Source organism: Bacillus sp. Root920 (assembly GCF_001429445.1).
Taxonomy (GTDB): Bacteria; Bacillota; Bacilli; order Bacillales; family Bacillaceae; genus Bacillus; species Bacillus safensis.
In genome coordinates this window covers 1,631,165-1,649,738 of sequence record NZ_LMJV01000001.1, presented here as the reverse complement: position 1 = coordinate 1,649,738, position 18,574 = coordinate 1,631,165, and the positions used below count along the sequence as shown (strand labels likewise).

The following is an 18,574-nucleotide window of genomic DNA, read 5'->3' as shown; positions in this document are numbered from 1 at the left end:
CTATAATTTATGGTGGAAAGGGGTTGTCTTGAACATGAGCATCATTCAAATTAAGGGGAACGTAAAGTACAAGATCACCATTGATCCAAGTGTATGGATTTTTGATGACCGCAAATTTTTAATGGATTCATTTTTTGAAAAAAGGACAGCAAATGAAGAAAGTCAGCTGGATCAGGAGCTTGACCAAGAGCGGGTAATCAGAGAAGGACAAACACTTCCACCCACTTTAAAAACAGAGAAGAAGTACGAAAAGGAAAGACTCATCACAGGCAGCTTCGGAATGAAGCTGGGTGATATGCTGAAAAATGCAGAACCGCTTGAACATGCAGACACATGTGAATTTGTCACAGAAACAGAGACAATTGCTGTTCCGCTTTCTCAGGCAATGGAAAGCATTGCACACTTCAGCCAAAATGGGAAGCCTATGACTGAAGAAGGACCAATCCACGTTTATTTCGCGGATCAGTCCAACTTCACTCAGCCGATAAAAGGTGTCAAAGAGCTCATCATTACATAAGACAGAGGGTCTGGACTACAGCAAATCAGCTGCAAGCTGTGCAAGTCCAGACCTTTCTCCTTTGACAAGCTTGACATGTCCAGATATTTGCTGTCCTTTGAACCGCTCAATGACATACGTAAGCCCATTATTTAAGCTGTCTAAATAAGGATGATCAATCTGCTCCGGGTCCCCCATCAGCACAATTTTACTTCCCTCTCCGACGCGCGTTAATAATGTTTTTACCTCGTGTTTCGTTAAATTCTGTGCCTCATCAATGATAATAAATTGATCAGGGATACTTCTTCCGCGGATATACGTTAAAGCTTCCACTTGAATAGAACCAATTCCCGCCAAAATCGCATCAAGTTCACCAGGTTTTTTTGTATTAAATAAAAATTCTAGGTTGTCATAGATCGGCTGCATCCATGGTCTGAGTTTCTCTTCCTTTTCACCTGGCAAGTAGCCTAAGTCCTTGCCGACAGGAACAATTGAACGGGCTACGATCAATTTTTTAAACATGCCGAGATCCTCTGTCTGCATTAATCCAGCAGCCAGTGCAAGGAGTGTTTTACCAGTACCCGCTTTTCCGATCAATGTCACGAGCGGAATATCACGGCGCAATAGCAGCTCTAGGGCCATCGTCTGCTGAACATTTTTCGGACGGATTCCCCAAACATGCTCTTGATCATAAATAAGCCGTTTCACGTGCTCTGCCTTTTGATCAAGCATTCCTAAAGCAGAGCCGCCTTCATTCCCCTTCATAATGACAAATTGATGAGGGTTTAATGGTGCACTTGTGACTTCTTTTATCGGCAATTGACTTTGCTTATAAAATGTATTCAATTGCTCCGTCGGAATATAGAGCTCATGATAGCCGTTATCAATGTCTTCGTTTTGCAGCACACGGTCACTTAAGAAGTCCTCTGCTTGGAGACCTATAGCATCTGCCTTTACCCTGACTAAGACATCCTTACTGACCAAAATGACAGGCCGGCCGTGAGGCTTTGTTTCTTCCTCTAAGCTCAAATTTTTCGCGACAGCCAAAATCCGATTATCGTTCGTTTTTTCAATAAAAATTTCTTGAAGTTCATGGAAAGAGCGGTGATTCAGCTCGATGCGCAGCGTCCCTTTTGACTCTAGCGTAATTTTTTCATGCAGTTTCCCTTTCGATCTCAAACCGTCGATTAAACGTGAGACGCGCCGGGCGTTTTGCCCAACCTCGTCCATGTATCTCTTTTTCGAGTCTACTTCTTCTAACACAACGGCCGGAATGACGACCTCGTTGTCTTCAAATGAAAAGATTGAATTCGGATCCTGTAATAACACATTTGTGTCTAATACATAAATTTTACTCAGGTCCTTCGCCTCCTGATCGGGGTTTCATTCATCCTTGTCTTTCCCAAAACGATTGTTAAAATATATGTTTTCATGAATAAAGTTAGAAGGTTAATTCAACAATAAAATAAATCATGCAGTTTGTGAAGGAGGGAATATAAATGCGACTATTTTTGACATTATTCATGATTCAAACGATCATTCTGTTAGGCGCTTGCCAGCAGCAGGAAAAGCCAGAGGCGCTGGACAAGCAAGATGGACGCCAGCACTTAGTACGGGTGTCAGACTCATCGAAGAAAAAGACAAATCAAGCCCGCCCATCTACAGATGTTGCGGAGCATCTTGTCAATGTGACAGAGCACGTAGCAGATGTCAATGATGCAACGGCAATCGTCATCGGCCGTTATGCTGTTGTAGGTATTGATGTAAAAAATGATTTAGATAGAAGCAAAGTAGAAACCATTAAATATTCAGTTGCAAAAGCGCTGAGAAATGACCCGGAAGGTGCAAATGCTGTTGTGGTTGCTGATCCGGATACAGTCAGCCGTTTAAAAGAAATGGGCAAAGAAATCCAAGCAGGCCGTCCTGTAAGCGGTATTATGGATGAACTGGCTGCCATTGTCGGCCGCGTGATGCCAGAGATGCCGAGAAATGAGATCGACCGTAACGAAAAGGATCCGACAAATGATCCGAATAATCAGCTCAAAGAACAGGATCAAAAGCAGTTAGAAAAAAATCAAAACGACCAATCAAACCATCATATGAATCAGAAGAACTAATGAGAACGGCTTATATCTCCTGTGATATAAGCCTTTTTCTACGCTGATTTTAAGTAGCTGGAAAACATGCTATAATAAATGCAATAAAGTGAGGTGAAAATGATGAGAGTGAAGTGCTCATTATGTGAAAAGCTTGAAACCATTGATGATGATACACTTGTTGCTAAACGGTTAAGAAACCGGCCCATTCATACATATATGTGCGATGACTGCCAAGAACGCATTAAAATAAAGACTGAAGCTCGCATCAAAACTGGCAGATTCTCTCTTTATCAGGATCCTGCGACGAAAGAGAAAAAGAAGAAAAAAGGAAAGAAAGAACAAAAGACATAAAAAAAGACCTGACACATGTTCAGGTCTTTTTTTACGTACTGACTGTTCCTTCTTTTTTCGCACGATGCAACCGTATTTTATAAATAATCAAAATGGCAGCTGCCACAACCAGTCCTTCCGCTACCGGCAGGAAGATTCCTAGAAATGTGAGAAACGTGCAGCCAAAAATCAAAAACAAATAAATTACGAGCGCTTTTAAAATCGGTAAACGTCTTGCAAAGCCGAGCTTAAAAACAATAATCGCTAAAACAAGGATGGTGCCATATAGGAGCCACATCCCTGTTTGCGGATTTTCATCGACACGAAACAGCATCGCGAAAAAGGATAAATTTTCACTTACTTCCTGATCATTCAAAAAGATTCCCTCCCCTTATCTTTCAGGGTTCTATCTTTTTAATTCTTCATGGAATTAAGATAATCCTGCTAGCTTTTTCTTCTTCGCTGCTTTCTCACGTTCGTTTTTGTCTAAAATTTTCTTTCTAAGACGAATTGATTCAGGTGTAACCTCACAGTATTCGTCTTCATTCAAGTACTCAAGAGATTCCTCAAGTGACATAATACGAGGTTTTTTCATGCTAACCGTTTGATCTTTCGTCGCTGAACGTACGTTTGTTTGTTGTTTCATACGGCTTACGTTTACAACAAGGTCGTTCTCACGGTTATGCTCCCCAACGATCATGCCTTGGTATACTTCAGTACCCGGCTCAACAAAGATCACACCGCGCTCTTCCACGCCTTGGATTCCGTAAGCAGTCGCTTTACCTGTTTCCATTGAAACAAGTACACCTTGACGGCGTCCGCCGACTTGACCAGACTGCATTGGCTGGTAGCTGTCAAACGTATGGTTCAAAATACCAAAACCACGAGTTAATGAAAGAAATTCAGTTGTATATCCAATTAAACCACGTGATGGCACTGTAAAGATCAGGCGAACTTGACCGTTACCATTATTGATCATGTCAATCATTTCACCTTTTCTTGCACCCATTGATTCCATAACAGAGCCAGTATGCTCTTCTGGTACATCAATTTGAACGCGCTCTACAGGCTCACATCGAACACCATCAACTTCTTTTACAATAACTTCTGGCTTCGATACTTGTAATTCAAAACCTTCACGTCTCATATTCTCAATGAGAATGGATAAGTGAAGCTCTCCGCGTCCAGAAACAACCCAAGCATCAGGTGAATCAGTTGGATCTACACGAAGACTGACATCTGTTTGAAGCTGCTGCTCTAAACGCTCTTCGATTTTACGTGATGTCACGTATTTTCCTTCACGGCCTGCAAATGGGCTGTTGTTTACAACAAACGTCATTTGAAGTGTCGGCTCATCAATACGAAGGATTGGAAGTGCTTCTTGGTGTTCTACCGGACAAACCGTTTCACCTACGTTGATGTCTTCCATTCCAGATACAGCGACAAGATCTCCCGCTTTCGCTTCGTTGATTTCCACTCGTTTTAACCCTTGGAAACCAAAGATCTTTGTTACACGGAATTGTTTCACAGTGCCGTCGACTTTCATCAAGGCTACCTGCTGTCCTACTTGCATTGTTCCTCTGAATACACGGCCAATTCCAATTCTGCCAACATAATCATTGTAATCAAGTAGTGCCACTTGGAATTGAAGCGGCTCTTCATGGTTATCAACTGGGCAAGGAATATGGTTCACAATGGCTTCAAACAAAGATTCCATGTTTTCATCTTGCTTGCTCGCATCATTACTTGCTGTACCATTGATTGCTGATGCATAGACAACTGGGAATTCAAGCTGTTCTTCTGTTGCATCCAATTCAATAAACAAGTCGATTACTTCATCGACTACTTCAGCCGGACGAGCAAAGTCGCGGTCAATTTTATTGACGACAACGATTGGTGTTAAGTTTTGCTCAAGTGCTTTTTTCAGCACAAAGCGTGTTTGAGGCATACAGCCTTCATAAGCATCCACAACGAGGAGTACACCATCTACCATTTTCATGATACGCTCAACTTCACCACCGAAATCGGCGTGTCCTGGTGTATCTAAAATATTAATGCGTGTATCTTTATAATGGATCGCAGTATTTTTAGCTAAAATCGTAATACCGCGCTCTCGCTCTAAATCATTTGAATCCATGGCTCTCTCAGCGATATTTTCATTCGCACGGAAAGTACCAGCTTGATGGAGCAATTGGTCAACAAGCGTCGTTTTACCATGGTCAACGTGGGCAATAATTGCGATGTTGCGAAGGTCTTTTCGAAGTTTCACATTTTCATCTCCTAAAATAATTAGATAACTTTCATATTATATCACAATCCCCTTTAAATGCCGATCGTTTTTCTGTAAACTTATATTAACTCTAAAAAAAGGGATGAAGACAAATGAAACAAATCAAATGGCTTCTATTATTATGTGCATTACTTGCAGTTGTCAGTATGGCGTTTATTGGGGTATCTCTTGCAGAAAAAAACATACTGGGCATATGTTTAAGTATCGTGTTCGCCATGATTTTCATGGGTACAGGATTTACATTAAAAAGAAAATTAAACGTGCAATCATAAAATTAGTTAAAAGCCTTTTACATTCTATATGTAGAAGGCTTTTTATTTTGAGTAAAAACAAGACAAATCACCTATGAAAGCTCCATTTTTCAGACGGAACGTATCTTGAAGAATTGACAAAAGTAAGCAATCTGAACCCCTCTATTTATCGACAAGAACTTTTATAGTTCTCCAAAATCAAACATAAAGTTACAATTTTCCTATTCTTCCACAAAGTTTCTCATGGTATGCTTTTCTTGCAACAAAATTTAACAGAAAAGGGAGAGAAAAGAAGCATGAAGAAGTTTTTGAGCAAATCGCTCAGCTCTGTTGTATTTTTCGCTTTAGCTATCATTCTTACTTTCACAACAGTAGCTCCTGGGCAAGCAAGCGCTGCAACTTTCAAAGGAATTCCTTTTGAACAGCAGCAAATCATTAAAGAATTATTGGAGAAAAACGAGCGTGTCATCAACATTCTCATCAATTCATTTGTTGAGGAAGACAACAACTACACATTTGATGTGAAAAAAGCTGTTGAGCTCGGACTAACTGAAGAAGAAGCGGCGACTGCTGAGAAATTCTTAGATCGCGCAGCTGTTCTTACAATCGTTTTCAGTGAAAGCATCACTAAAAACGAAAAAGGGAAATTGGTTTTTGATGCAGCAAAAGCTGTTGAACTTGGTCTTACAAAAGAAGAAGCGGCTAAATTCGAAAAGCTTTTCAAATCAGTGATCAGAATTGCTGATCTTGCTGGTGATGCCCTTGTTCTAGACAAAAAAGGAAACGTTGTGATTGATTCAAAAATCGCAAAAGGTCTTGGATTCAGCTCTACTGAATTACTTGTTTTCAACCAAATGCTTAAGAAAATTCCTCAAGAGCAATTGAAAACGTTCTATGATGCAGTTCAAATTGCGAAAGAAAAATTAAGCTAAGCTAGAAAAACCCCCACCTGGTTTATCCAGATGGGGGTTTTTTATTTCAGCCAATAAAGAATGATCATCACGACATATCCCATACAAAACGCGATACTTGCTCGATATAACAGCTTGCCATAGTAGCGCTTTTCGAATTTTCTTCTTTCTTCCTTTTCATCTATATATGGCATGAGATCAGGGGTTTGTATAAAGGTTATTGGCTCTTTCATTTCGTGATAAAGGTGTTGGCAGCTCTCGCAGGATTGTAAGTGCTCTGCAACAATTTTATTTGTTTCTGCACTTGTGTCCCCCTCTATATAAAGTGGTAACAATTCTTCAATCAAATAACAGCTCATTTATTGAACTCCTCACAATGTAGCTTTCGCTTCAGCTCTAATCTGGCTCGATGAAGGGTTGTTTTGACTTTAGATAAACTCCAATTCAAAATTTCAGCTACTTCTTCATATGACAATTCTTGAATATCTCTTAAAATAAGGACCTCCCGGTAGGAATCCTTCAGCTGATAAATATGATGCCACAGCCTTTCTATATCAGCTTGTTTTTCAATGTGATCTTCTGGTGTCGTGAACGACTGCTGCTCTAAGAAATCTATTTCCTCTACGTTCGTAAAAGTCCATCTTATTTTTCGGCGATAATCATTCACAAATGTGTGATACGCAATGGTATAAAGCCATGTTTTCATACTTGAATGTCCCTTAAAGGAGGACAACCCATGCAGTGCCTTCATAAATACGTCCTGTGCAAGGTCCTTGGCCGTTTCCATATTTCCCGTCCGGCGATATAAATATTTAGTGATTTCCTGAAAATATTCTTCATAGATTTTTTCAATTTGGTCTGCTGGTCTGGACATCAAAAATAAAACCACACAGTCATCCAAATCGATAAAACGATAAAAAAGAAATATAACGAGTAAATAAACCCTTTCATACGTTTTAACTCGTCATAGTCATTCTGACCTTTCATCGGCGATGAAGACTGCTTTTTACCCGTGTCTACATGCTGAAATTGCTGCTCGTGTGCCTTCATCCAGCTGGCTGCCTCGGCTCCCAGATCCCCTTCTTGATACAGTTCATATAAGTCTTGAAAGATGGCTTGTTTTTCTTTATCTGTCAAAACGATGCACCTCTTTTGTTCGTCCATTCACTTCATAGATTTTATGCTCATTTGATCCGAAGGTTTGTATGATGACAAGCCATGAAATGTCGATGTTCCCTTCTTTGTCGATCATCTTCACAGGTTTTATTTGTTTTTTATAGATCGTATATGGTTTATACCTTTTAAGTACTTGCTGATAGACGTCCTCACGATTTTGATTAGATACTGCGTGCGGGATAGAAGAAGCAACTTGCACTCTCAACTCAATTCCATCATCCCCTTTAAACAGATTGGCGACATGAGAGGAACGGTTAAACGTATATTGTTTGCTTTCACTAGTACCTGTTTCTTTCCTTACGTCTTTTGGCGTTTTCCCTATGATTTTTAACAAATCTTCATCGCTGACGTTCCCTTTTTTCTGTTGAAGAATCGCTTTTGACAGCTTAAAGCTGATAACTTCTTTTGTTGAGCCATTAAACAGAAACTCCGATTGATCTTTTGTTGTGACCCTCACTTCATGCTGCCAATCATAATAAAAATCATCAATGCCTGTGATTTGATATACTGGCGGCTTTAGATTTAAATTTTGATAAATACTGTTGACCCTGTTTTTTATCTCAGTTTCTGTTAAACGGATGCCGTCTATATCCTTTAATTGAAAGATGGCGTTTTCGTATTGCGCTTGTCGAAGGGTCCCTTTTTTCCAAGTGGCAAACGCAAAGCTGTCACGTTCATTCTGAGACATTTTTGGCAGAAGAAGAACATTCGTCTCACCGTCCTCTTTTTTTACAGCTAATTGAATGCGCTGTAGATCGATTGACCGCCCGCTTCTTTCGAAAAATTCAATGGTTTTTTTCCTATATTCTTTATCGGTCATCTCCTTTCCCTCTACACGACCTCGATAAGAATATCCGCTTAATTCACCTGTAAACGCAGAAATATTCACTTCATACTGATCATCTGCAAACACGTAATGATAAGGGATAGGCTGATGACTAGCATTTAAATAAAGCGATTGATCCTCTGGTACAAATTTTGAAGCGAATGCTTTTGCACTCACTGCTGATAAAGGGCGATATTCTTCTGAAAAAGTATCTACCAGTTCCGTTTTGGTAAATTGGAACATGGTATGAGGAATATTGACAACCGGGTTGAGTAACAGCAGAAAAAAGACAGCTATACAACCAGCGCCCCACTGCCTTAATCTCAGCTTGTCCCGTAGTAAAGCAGATAACAAATAAATCGTCAAAAAGCTTCCTGCTGCTGCCGCTAAAATGACAATCGATTTAAATGTAGATTGAAGTTCATACTTCGAAATAGAAGGATAAAATATATAAAGCAAGGCTGCGAAAATTAGGCCATAGAACAACAGCAATTCCTTCCACTTCCAGTGCCAAAACAAGCGAAAGAAAAGGTGCAGCAGCAAAGCGGCAAAGCAAACCATAACCAAAATGGTGATCATATCTCTCCATACTAGCCCCGTATCACCGCTAAGAAAGAACTTTTTGCTTTCAGCAAACACAATAAACACTGTTTGACATAAAGGCAGAAGTAATACAGATAAATCAAAAACAAAGAACATACCTTTATTTTTTAAATAAGGAAGAGTAATCACATAGTACAGTGATGCAAGCAAGACATACCCATAAATGAGAAATTGCATAAAATCTGTCAGCACTTCAAATGTTTCGATCGTATACTGTCTAGACAGAACTTGGTGGATCATTTCAACTGTCATCCCGCCAAGCAGAACAACTCTTAATACGATTCCAGCATAAAATACATAACTACTCCTCTTTTCTTTCCATATGGGGAGTGTTACGAACAGGAAAAATAGTCCAAGTACACACCATTGAATGATGTGGATACTGTACTCATTTAAAATAAAATACCTTTCAAAATGGAGCGATAAATCACTAAACAAATCAAACATTGAAACACAATCCTTTACATGAAATTAAGGCCTCATTCGTATAGACATCTGCCTTACCAAAAAGTTTCAGGAAAAACAAAAAATCACTTCATTCTCATGAAGTGATGTCGTTTATTTTTTATTTCCGCTTCCTTTTATGTAATCATGCAAGATTTTTTCACAAATGGATCGATTTCCAGCCACTATACTGTTTTTGTCTAGGAACGTAAGACGTTCTCCGTGAATATTTGAGTAAACGGCCCCTACTTCATCAAGCAGTACGCAGCCCGCTGCATAATCCCACGGCGCAAGCCTTAAGGTGACATATGCGTCACTTCTGCCGCTTGCAATATAAGCAAGCTCAAGGGCAGCTGATCCAATCGTTCGTGTCCCTCTCACGTCACGCACAAGACGGGCAAATGGTTTGGCGTCAAAATAAGGGCTTTCAATCGCCCATGTCGGATTAATACCCACAATGGCTTTTTCAATCTCCACATCTTTTAATGGAGGGAGCAGGATATCGTTCATATAGGCTCCTTCTCCTTTAATGGCATGGTAGAGCTCGTCATGAATGACGTCATAAATAAGACCGATTTTCCCCACACCATTTTCAAATATCCCGATTGAAATGGCAAAGTTGCGTTTTTGATGGACAAAGTTCATTGTGCCATCGATCGGATCAATGATCCACACAATTCCATCGAGTGAGGTCACCTCTTCCCCTTGTCCCTCTTCTCCTAAAATGTGATGATCTGAAAATGTCGACTGTATTTTTTCAATAAAAAAACGTTCTGTTTCTTTATCGATATTCGTGACTAGATCATTTGGATTTGATTTTGTTTCAATTGATAGACCTTCCTGCATGGACGCTTTAATACGGCTTCCTGCTTCTTTTACCCAGAGCTTTGCAAGACGGTCAATTTCCACCCAGTTTGTCATCAGATTGTAAACCTCTTTTCTATGTAGGACCTATTTGTAATAGCATACTGATATTATGTACGTAAAAGCAAGAAAAAAGCAGCTTCATACAAAAACGAACCGATGAATTGGTTCGTTTTTACCTCACGCTGTTTTACCCTTGAAGCTGCTCCCATTCTTTTCTTAGGCGCTCAAGCTTTCGTTTGCTGCGTTCGATTTGGATGTCATCTTTTTGTTCGATGGCTTCATGAAGCGTAGAAAGCTCATAATCAACCTCTAATCTCCACACAGCGATGCGATTTTTCTTCTCCTGTCTATAGCCCTGCTTCACGATTTGCTTCATTGGTCAACGCCCCTTCCAGAGAATGATTCATTCCTTGTCAGTTTTCATTGATAAAAATTCAATCGATAAGAGAAATGGTTCTTGCTTATATCGTATGAAGCGATCGCATAACCGCAACGACATTCTGAAAATTGTGTCTTTACCTATTAATGATGTACCACAAATTGAAAGGTTTTAAACGCTGCACCACGCCCTTTTATCTGCCGGTGCATCTTTTTTTGAGCTTGACCCAAGCTATGATAAAATATGATCAGCGAAAAGATACAGGAGGCATAACATGAGTGAAATGCGTTTTAGAGATGAAGATTTTGAAACATTCACAGTTGATGGTTTAGATGAACGAATGACTGTATTAAAAGAAAGAGTCCGTCCAAAGCTTGAGGCACTTGGCGAACATTTTGCACCACTTCTTTCTTCTATTACAGGAGACGAAATGTTTGTACACGTCGCAAAGCATGCTAGAAGATCTGTCAACCCGCCAAATGATACATGGGTTGCTTTTGCAAACAGTAAGCGCGGATATAAAAAGCTCCCTCATTTTCAAATTGGGCTTTGGAAAACACATGTCTTTGTCTGGTTTGCGCTCATTTATGAATCTCCAGTTAAGGGTGAGTACGGCCAGCTATTTGAAAAAGAGCTAGACACCATCCAGCAGAAAATACCGCAAGATTTTGTTTGGTCTAAAGATCATATGAAACCAGATGTCATGCGTCACAGCGAACTAGATTCCGAACAGCTGAAAACACTGTTTGAACGTGTTCAAACAGTGAAGAAAGCCGAGCTTCTGTGCGGTATTCAGCTGCCTAGAGAGGAAGTCGTTCAAATGAATAATGAAGAATTCCTATCGAAAATCGAAAATGCTTTCCGCACGCTGACGTATCTATACCGCTTCACACAGAAAGAATCTGTATAAAAAAACGAGCCCTTATAGGCTCGATTCAAATTGTTGACAAAGGGCTAAAATGATTTTGATTTTAGCCCTTTGTCTTCTTTTTCAGCGTGATAGAAAACCTTAGAAGTCTAGGAAGGACGAGTACCGGCGCGGAGCGAATTTGACATTCGTGAGCACCGGCACGCAGGCCTGACACCGAATGCGAGGGTTTGTCTGCACGCTGAAACGAGCCTTTATAGGCTCGTTTTTTACATACGTATAATAGCAGTCTCTTCTGCCTCTCTTGCGGTTTTCACTGCACGATAAGGGGAATACCCGCTTCCCTTTTCAAACGCCGCACAATGCGTTTTTTCCTCTGCTTTTGATGGCACAACCTCTTTAAATCGTTTATAAGCATCTAATAACTCCTGCTTCGCAATTCCTTTTTCATAGGCTTTTTCAACAGCCTGAAAAAATGAAATGACTGCAATTTTTTCCTCTGTCGTCCAGTCGACATCCATTGGATATTGATATTCCATTTACTTGTCCCTCACTTTAACACTCATTTCTCATTTGAACTTTTATTATAGCATCTGTTTGATCAGAAACCGATTGATTTTATGCTTTACATTCCGATCAGTTCATAATATAATTCTTTTGTTTTATGCAATGAAATCTGCTGTAATTGGCACAATAATAGCAGGTATTTCGATGAAGGTGGGAAAGCAATTGTCACAACATGATACACCCTTATATACTGGACTAAAAAAACACGCAGCAACCAATCCAGTCCAATTTCACATTCCAGGCCATAAAAAAGGAGCCGGAATGGATCCTGAATTTAGAGCATTCATTGGCGACAATGCATTAAGCATTGACCTCATTAATATAGAACCTCTCGATGATTTACATTCTCCTCGAGGGATGATAAAAGAAGCACAGGAGCTTGCTGCTGAAGCCTTCGGTGCTGATCATACGTTTTTCTCCATTCAAGGCACAAGCGGCGCTATCATGACAATGGTGATGACGGTATGCGGGCCTGGAGATAAAATTATCGTTCCGCGTAATGTCCATAAATCAATTATGTCCGCGATTGTATTTTCTGGCGCAGTTCCTGTTTTTATTCACCCAGAAATAGACAAAGAACTTGGCATCTCTCACGGTATTACACCTGAATCAGCCAAAAAGGCGCTCACTGAGCATCCAGATGCGAAAGGTTTGCTTGTCATTAATCCAACGTATTTTGGTATTTCAGCTGACTTAAAATCAATCGTAGACATTGCCCATTCATTTGATGTGCCTGTCCTTGTCGATGAAGCACACGGTGTGCATATACATTTTCACGATGAGCTTCCCCTCTCTGCGATGCAGGCAGGTGCCGACATGGCAGCAACAAGTGTCCATAAACTCGGCGGCTCTCTTACGCAGAGCTCTATTTTAAATATGAAGGAAGGGCTTGTTTCAAAAGACCGAGTGCAATCGATTTTGAGTATGCTGACGACAACGTCCACTTCTTATTTGCTCTTAGCGTCACTTGATGTCGCTCGAAAACGATTAGCCACTGAAGGAAAGGCACTAGCTCAAGAAGCCATTCGTTTAGCTGAATCAGCGAGAGACCGCTTGAATCAAATTGAAGGCATTACCTGCATTGGCAAGGAAGTACTCGGTTCAGCTTCCACTTACGATTATGACCCAACGAAATTAATTATCTCCATTAAAGACCTTGGGTTAAACGGACATGATGTCGAAAAATGGCTGAGAGAAAGCTATCGAATTGAAGTAGAGCTCTCTGACCTTTACAACATTTTATGTATCGTTACCCCTGGCGATTCAGATGAGACAATTGATACGCTCGTGACGGCGATGCAGGAAATTGCCGCAGCCTCTACTCGTGAGAGCGGCAAACAAGCAGTAACGGAAGTGCTGCTGCCTGAGATCCCATCGCTTGCTATGACGCCGCGTGACGCCTTTTACGCTACAACGGAAGTCGTTCCATTTAAGGAAGCAGTCGGCCGCATTATCGCAGAGTTTGTGATGGTGTATCCGCCAGGTATTCCGATTTTTATACCAGGTGAAATTATCACAGAAGAAAATATATCGTATATCTTTAAAAATATTGAAATTGGTCTCCCTGTCCAAGGACCTGAAGATTCAACGCTTGAAATGATCCGTGTGATTAAGGAACAAAAACCAATTTTATAAAAAAGAAACATGCAGCCCCAAATGGAGCTGCATGCTTTTTTATTTATTCAGAGGCTTCATCACAGCAATGACAGTGACCGCATGTTCCGTATAGCGTTGTCACTTTTTCATTTTCAAATTGATCAATGGTTTCATTGCAATCTTGACAAATAATTGTACCCACGTACATTCCCCTTTTCTTCATTCATAGTTTGAAAGCGTTTGATCTATTTCTTATTTCTATAATATGATGTCACATTTAAGTTGTCAACGGTTAATTGTATGACACATTTAATCATTTTTTATAAATATGTGCTTTTTTCTTATCATATTGAGGGAACGTTTCAATTGTATTTTGCTTCATATCAATTCTGTAACAATTGAGTAACAATCGAAAATTGTCAAAAGGGACATGATACACTAGAGTGACTAACAGGGAACAAGCTCCTAAAAATGTTGGGACAACCCCAAATGATTTTGAGGTGAATAGATTGAATTTTATGAGGACACTTCTCATTATATTCCCCATGCTCTTTGTACTTAGTTCATGCTCATTTGCGTATATCATACCGAATCAGACCGACCAAGTCCGTCATATTCAAAAACCGAGAATTCTCTTTTTTACTGATGCAGAAAACCTTGATAAAGAAAGCCCATATTATGATGCAGTCCTCGATTTAAAAAATGAATACCCTAAGGAAATGTCAAAAATGATTGTAAAAGAAGATCGTAAAGGCTGGAAAAATGAAGTGGACGAATTACCGGCTATTTTACTTGTCAATGATGAAAAAGTGATCGTGAAGGTGGAAGGAAATGTCCGCAGTAAACAAGAGATCTTATCGCCTTTATGTCATGCTTTAGACCGCGTCAATACAAACTAATGATATTTACCTTGCACTTATATATATCCATATGAAAAAACCCCTCACCTCATGAGGGGTTTTTCATATGGTGTTCAGGGCGCCAAAAAAACCCTCTCCATCAAGGAGAGGGTTTCATAGGTTTCATTATTTTACGATGTGGATTGGGCTTCCGATTGCTACTTCAGCCGTTTCCATTGTAATTTCACCTAATGTTGGGTGAGCGTGAATTGTCATAGCGATATCTTCAGCAGTCACTCCAGCTTCGATTGCAAGGCTAAGCTCTGAAATCATATCAGAAGCGCCAACACCTGCGATTTGAGCACCGATAACTAGACCATCCTCTTTACGAGTGATCATTTTCATGAAGCCATCAGTTGCATCAAGAGAAAGTGCACGTCCGTTCGCTGCGAATGGGAATTTCGCTGCAACGATTTCGATTCCTTCTGCTTTTGCTTCTGCTTCAGTGTATCCAACAGTTGCAAGTTCTGGCTCAGAGAATACAACAGCAGGAATACCAAGGTAATCAATTTCAGCTGGCTCTCCAGCGATTGCTTCAGCTGCAATTTTACCTTCGTAAGAAGCTTTGTGAGCAAGTGGTGGTCCATCAACGATGTCACCAATTGCATAGATGTTAGATACGCTTGTACGGCATTGTTTGTCTGTTTTGACAACTCCGCGGTCAGTCAATTCAACACCAACTTGCTCAAGACCAAGCTCATCAGTGTTTGGACGACGACCAACAGTCACAAGTACGTAATCAGCATCAACTGTTTTTTCTTCGCCTTTTACTTCGAACGTAACAGTGACACCATCAGATTTTTCTTCAACGCCTTTTGCAAGAGCGTTTGTATGGATTTCAACGTTTCCTTTTTTCTTCAGGTTACGTTTAACCAATGAGCTCATTTGCTTTTCGAAACCTGGAAGGATTTCGTCTCCACCTTCAAGGATCACAACTTCTGTTCCAAAGTTTGCATAAGCAGTACCAAGCTCAGTACCGATGTATCCACCACCGATGACAACTAACTTTTTAGGTACTTCTTTAAGCGCTAAAGCACCAGTTGAGTTGATCACGCGGTCTGTGTATTTAAAAGTAGGCAATTCAATTGGACGAGATCCAGTTGCAAGAATTGCATTTTTGAACGTGTAAGTCTGTGCTGAATTATCATCCATTACACGTACAGAGTTGCTGTCTACGAAATAAGCTTCACCTTTGACGATGTCTACTTTATTTCCTTTAAGAAGACCTTGAACTCCACCTGTTAACTTATTAACAACAGAAGCTTTCCACTCTTGAACTTTTGTGAAATCAACTGTTACGTTTTCAGCTTTGATACCCATGTCTTCAGAATGCTTAGCATTTTCAAAACGATGGCCAGCATTGATTAATGCTTTTGAAGGGATACAGCCAACGTTTAGACATACACCGCCAAGTGTTCCTTTTTCAACGATTGTTACTTTTTGTCCAAGCTGTGCAGCACGAATAGCAGCTACATATCCACCAGGACCTGCACCGATGACAAGAGTATCTGTTTCGATTGGGAAATCTCCTACTACCATGACATTACGCCTCCATTAAAATTAATTGTGGATCATTCAATAAACGCTTGATGTGGTTAAGGGCATTTTGCGCAGTAGCTCCGTCAATCATACGGTGGTCAAAGCTTAGGGAAAGAGCTAAGACTGGAGCTGCAACGATTTCGCCATCACGAACAACCGCTTTTTCAGCGATACGGCCAATACCAAGGATCGCTACTTCTGGGTGGTTGATGACTGGAGTAAACCATTGTCCACCAGCAGAACCGATGTTTGTGATTGTGCAAGATGCACCTTTCATTTCAGCTGGAGCCAATTTACCATCACGTGCTTTTGTTGCAAGCTCATTGATTTCGTTAGAAACTTCGAAAATCGCTTTGCGATCTGCATTTTTTACAACTGGAACTAGCAAGCCTTTTTCAGTGTCAGCTGCAATTCCGATGTTGTAGTAATGCTTTTGAACAACTTCATCTGTTTTATCATCGATAGAAGTGTTAAGTACTGGGTACTTTTTCAAAGCAGAAGTTAGAGCTTTTACAACGTAAGGCAAGTAAGTTAACTTGATTCCTTGATCAGCTGCAACTTGTTTGAATTGTTTACGATGTGCAACAAGGTTTGTTACATCAACTTCATCCATTAATGTTACGTGAGGAGCTGTATGCTTAGAGTTCACCATTGCTTTTGCGATTGCTTTGCGGATTCCGCTCATTTTCTCGCGAGTTTCTGGGAATTCTCCTTCAAGAACTGGAGCTGCTGCCGCTTTTGGAGCTGCTTCTTCTTTCGCACTTTCAGCTGCTTGAGGTGCTGCCTCTTGAGCTGCAGAACCACCATTAACGAAGCTGTCGATATCTTCTTTTAACACACGGCCGTTTTTACCAGAACCTGCAACTTTGTAAATTTCAACGCCTTTTTCGCGAGCATATTTACGTACAGATGGCATAGCGATTACGCGTTTGTTTGGATCAGCGTCTACTTGCTCTTGTGCGCCTGCACCAGTTGCTGCTGCCGCTTCTTCTTGTGCTACTTCTTTCTTCTCTGGCTCGTTACCAGCTTCAGCAGTACCTTGTACTTGAGCTTCAGTTTTTGCTTCGCCTTCTTCTTCGCTGCCTTTAAATTGAAGATTTTCGTAACCAGGTGCATCAAACGTAATGATTGTTTGTCCTACAGTTGCAACTGTTCCCTCTTCAACTTTTAATTCTAATACTTTTCCTTTAACAGGTGAAGGAATTTCTACAACTGCTTTATCATTTTGTACCTCTGCTAAAACGTCATCTTCATTGATTTCGTCGTTTGGTTTAACAAACCACTTAACGATCTCACCTTCGTGGATACCTTCTCCGATGTCCGGAAGTTTAAATTCAAATGCCACTGTTTTTCGCCTCCTAGATTTTGTTGAACCCTTGTTGTGTATATTTACACGGTCATGTAATTGATAAAGGGGAAGAGAAATAAATTCTTTTCCCCTCTGTCATTTAATTAAAATTCAAGAACTTTCTTCGCTGTTTCAAGTACATCTTTATGGTTTGGAAGCCATACGCTCTCAGCTTGAGAGAAAGCAAATACAGTATCAGGTGCAGCTACACGAAGTACTGGTGCTTCCAAGCTAAGGATCGCTCTGTCATTGATTTCAGCTACTACGTTTGCAGCAATACCAGCTTGTTTTTGTGCTTCTTGAACAACGATCGCACGGCCTGTTTTTTCAACAGAAGCGATGATTGTTTCAATATCAAGCGGGCTTACTGTGCGAAGGTCGATCACTTCAGCAGAAACGCCTTCTTTTTCTAGCTCTTCAGCAGCTTTTAGTGATTCGTGAACCATTGCACCGTAAGTGATGATTGAAAGGTCAGAACCTTCACGTTTCACGTCAGCTTTACCGATTTCAATTGTGTACTCTTCTTCAGGAACTTCCTGACGGAAAGAACGATAAAGTTTCATATGCTCAAGGAACACTACAGGATCGTTGTCACGAATTGCAGAAATTAAAAGTCCTTTTGCATCGTAAGGTGTTGAAGGAATAACAACCTTGATACCAGGCTGTTGTGCGATAAGACCTTCTAAGCTGTCAGCGTGAAGCTCAGGTGTGTGAACTCCCCCGCCGAATGGAGAACGGATTGTCACTGGAGAATGCCAGCGTCCGCCAGAACGGTAACGCATACGAGCCATTTGTCCAGAAACAGAATCTAATACTTCGTAAACGAATCCGAAGAATTGAATTTCCATTACCGGGCGGAATTCTTGTAGTCCAAGGCCAATAGCAAGACCGCCAATACCAGATTCAGCAAGTGGAGTATCGAATACACGATCCTCACCAAACTCTTTTTGCAATCCTTCAGTCGCACGGAATACGCCGCCGTTTTTACCAACGTCTTCTCCGAAAACGAGAACGTTTTCGTCATTTTTCAGTTCTGTGCGTAACGCATCAGTGATCGCTTGAATCATTGTCATTTGCGCCATGGC

Annotated in this window: 22 protein-coding genes; 8 read left to right on the top strand and 14 right to left on the bottom strand. The window is 40.6% G+C overall.

The genetic code is table 11. The features are described from left to right. Nucleotides 1-34 precede the first annotated feature (34 nt). Nucleotides 35-517, top strand: a complete 483-nt coding sequence (locus ASE42_RS08060; protein ID WP_056766355.1) for a hypothetical protein — start codon at nt 35-37, stop codon at nt 515-517. Between the two features lie 15 nt (nt 518-532). On the opposite strand, the gene ASE42_RS08055 is transcribed toward ASE42_RS08060, so the two are convergent. Then, nucleotides 533-1,855: a PhoH family protein gene (locus tag ASE42_RS08055; protein WP_025092370.1), complete on the bottom strand. Its 1,323-nt coding sequence runs from the start codon at nt 1,853-1,855 to the stop codon at nt 533-535. Nucleotides 1,856-1,995: 140 nt separating this feature from the next. On the opposite strand from ASE42_RS08055, the gene ASE42_RS08050 reads away from it, so the two are divergent. Both ASE42_RS08050 and ASE42_RS08045 read left to right on the top strand, forming a co-directional pair. Beyond that, nucleotides 1,996-2,613 carry a YhcN/YlaJ family sporulation lipoprotein gene (locus ASE42_RS08050; RefSeq protein ID WP_041108870.1) on the top strand — a complete coding sequence of 206 codons (618 nt, stop codon included), beginning with the start codon at nt 1,996-1,998 and terminating at the stop codon, nt 2,611-2,613. 102 nt (nt 2,614-2,715) lie between these two features. After that, a complete protein-coding gene (locus tag ASE42_RS08045) occupies nt 2,716-2,946 on the top strand; it encodes a YlaI family protein (protein ID WP_024424769.1) in 231 nt (76 codons plus the stop codon). Nucleotides 2,947-2,977: 31 nt separating this feature from the next. On the opposite strand, the gene ASE42_RS08040 is transcribed toward ASE42_RS08045, so the two are convergent. Together ASE42_RS08040 and typA are read right to left on the bottom strand one after the other, a co-directional pair. Continuing rightward, a complete protein-coding gene (locus ASE42_RS08040; protein WP_051009092.1) occupies nt 2,978-3,259 on the bottom strand; it encodes a YlaH-like family protein in 282 nt (93 codons plus the stop codon). 96 nt (nt 3,260-3,355) lie between these two features. After that, on the bottom strand, nt 3,356-5,194 hold the full coding sequence (gene typA / locus ASE42_RS08035) for a translational GTPase TypA (RefSeq protein ID WP_041084955.1): 1,839 nt from the start codon (nt 5,192-5,194) through the stop codon (nt 3,356-3,358). A 113-nt stretch (nt 5,195-5,307) separates the two neighbouring features. On the opposite strand from typA, the gene ASE42_RS08030 reads away from it, so the two are divergent. Both ASE42_RS08030 and ASE42_RS08025 read left to right on the top strand, forming a co-directional pair. Beyond that, nucleotides 5,308-5,487, top strand: coding sequence for a DUF5325 family protein (locus tag ASE42_RS08030; RefSeq protein WP_024424767.1), 180 nt, complete (start codon nt 5,308-5,310; stop codon nt 5,485-5,487). 275 nt (nt 5,488-5,762) lie between these two features. Further along, a complete protein-coding gene (locus tag ASE42_RS08025; protein WP_024424766.1) occupies nt 5,763-6,398 on the top strand; it encodes a hypothetical protein in 636 nt (211 codons plus the stop codon). Nucleotides 6,399-6,439: 41 nt separating this feature from the next. Here ASE42_RS08025 and ASE42_RS08020 read toward each other — a convergent pair whose 3' ends face one another. The 6 genes from ASE42_RS08020 to ASE42_RS07995 all read right to left on the bottom strand — a co-directional run bounded on the left by ASE42_RS08020 (nt 6,440) and on the right by ASE42_RS07995 (nt 10,669). Continuing rightward, the gene (locus ASE42_RS08020) at nt 6,440-6,736 is read right to left on the bottom strand and encodes an anti-sigma factor family protein (RefSeq protein WP_024426899.1); all 297 of its coding nucleotides are present in this window, start codon (nt 6,734-6,736) and stop codon (nt 6,440-6,442) included. Further along, complete coding sequence (locus ASE42_RS08015) at nt 6,733-7,251, bottom strand: sigma-70 family RNA polymerase sigma factor (RefSeq protein WP_029707654.1); 519 nt, start codon at nt 7,249-7,251, stop codon at nt 6,733-6,735. The genes ASE42_RS08020 and ASE42_RS08015 overlap by 4 nt, the downstream gene beginning before the upstream one ends. Continuing rightward, nucleotides 7,251-7,514: a hypothetical protein gene (locus tag ASE42_RS08010; protein ID WP_034623302.1), complete on the bottom strand. Its 264-nt coding sequence runs from the start codon at nt 7,512-7,514 to the stop codon at nt 7,251-7,253. Before ASE42_RS08010 ends, ASE42_RS08015 begins: the two co-directional genes overlap by 1 nt. Then, nucleotides 7,504-9,429 (bottom strand): hypothetical protein, encoded by a 1,926-nt coding sequence (locus tag ASE42_RS08005; RefSeq protein WP_056766353.1) that lies wholly within the window; start codon nt 9,427-9,429, stop codon nt 7,504-7,506. The genes ASE42_RS08010 and ASE42_RS08005 overlap by 11 nt, the downstream gene beginning before the upstream one ends. A gap of 111 nt (nt 9,430-9,540) precedes the next feature. Beyond that, on the bottom strand, nt 9,541-10,347 hold the full coding sequence (locus ASE42_RS08000; protein ID WP_024426895.1) for an inositol monophosphatase family protein: 807 nt from the start codon (nt 10,345-10,347) through the stop codon (nt 9,541-9,543). A 133-nt stretch (nt 10,348-10,480) separates the two neighbouring features. Beyond that, nucleotides 10,481-10,669 (bottom strand): hypothetical protein, encoded by a 189-nt coding sequence (locus tag ASE42_RS07995; RefSeq protein WP_024424761.1) that lies wholly within the window; start codon nt 10,667-10,669, stop codon nt 10,481-10,483. 277 nt (nt 10,670-10,946) lie between these two features. Between ASE42_RS07995 and ASE42_RS07990 the strand changes: the two genes are divergently transcribed. Then, the gene (locus ASE42_RS07990; RefSeq protein ID WP_024426894.1) at nt 10,947-11,582 is read left to right on the top strand and encodes a DUF1054 domain-containing protein; all 636 of its coding nucleotides are present in this window, start codon (nt 10,947-10,949) and stop codon (nt 11,580-11,582) included. Nucleotides 11,583-11,809: 227 nt separating this feature from the next. Here ASE42_RS07990 and ASE42_RS07985 read toward each other — a convergent pair whose 3' ends face one another. After that, nucleotides 11,810-12,079, bottom strand: a complete 270-nt coding sequence (locus ASE42_RS07985; RefSeq protein ID WP_024424759.1) for a UPF0223 family protein — start codon at nt 12,077-12,079, stop codon at nt 11,810-11,812. A 190-nt stretch (nt 12,080-12,269) separates the two neighbouring features. On the opposite strand from ASE42_RS07985, the gene ASE42_RS07980 reads away from it, so the two are divergent. Beyond that, nucleotides 12,270-13,742 carry an aminotransferase class I/II-fold pyridoxal phosphate-dependent enzyme gene (locus tag ASE42_RS07980; RefSeq protein WP_120207552.1) on the top strand — a complete coding sequence of 491 codons (1,473 nt, stop codon included), beginning with the start codon at nt 12,270-12,272 and terminating at the stop codon, nt 13,740-13,742. A gap of 43 nt (nt 13,743-13,785) precedes the next feature. Here ASE42_RS07980 and ASE42_RS18555 read toward each other — a convergent pair whose 3' ends face one another. Then, complete coding sequence (locus ASE42_RS18555; protein ID WP_003212464.1) at nt 13,786-13,905, bottom strand: GapA-binding peptide SR1P; 120 nt, start codon at nt 13,903-13,905, stop codon at nt 13,786-13,788. Between the two features lie 316 nt (nt 13,906-14,221). Here ASE42_RS18555 and ASE42_RS07970 point away from each other — a divergent pair, with 316 nt between their 5' ends. After that, the gene (locus tag ASE42_RS07970) at nt 14,222-14,602 is read left to right on the top strand and encodes a hypothetical protein (protein WP_223250976.1); all 381 of its coding nucleotides are present in this window, start codon (nt 14,222-14,224) and stop codon (nt 14,600-14,602) included. A gap of 126 nt (nt 14,603-14,728) precedes the next feature. Here ASE42_RS07970 and lpdA read toward each other — a convergent pair whose 3' ends face one another. The 3 genes from lpdA to pdhB form a co-directional block, all read right to left on the bottom strand. Continuing rightward, on the bottom strand, nt 14,729-16,141 hold the full coding sequence (gene lpdA, locus ASE42_RS07965) for a dihydrolipoyl dehydrogenase (RefSeq protein WP_024426892.1): 1,413 nt from the start codon (nt 16,139-16,141) through the stop codon (nt 14,729-14,731). A gap of 4 nt (nt 16,142-16,145) precedes the next feature. After that, nucleotides 16,146-17,486 carry a dihydrolipoamide acetyltransferase family protein gene (locus ASE42_RS07960; protein ID WP_024426891.1) on the bottom strand — a complete coding sequence of 447 codons (1,341 nt, stop codon included), beginning with the start codon at nt 17,484-17,486 and terminating at the stop codon, nt 16,146-16,148. A gap of 107 nt (nt 17,487-17,593) precedes the next feature. Continuing rightward, nucleotides 17,594-18,571, bottom strand: coding sequence for a pyruvate dehydrogenase complex E1 component subunit beta (pdhB, locus tag ASE42_RS07955; protein WP_012009824.1), 978 nt, complete (start codon nt 18,569-18,571; stop codon nt 17,594-17,596). Between the last annotated feature and the right edge of the window lie 3 nt (nt 18,572-18,574).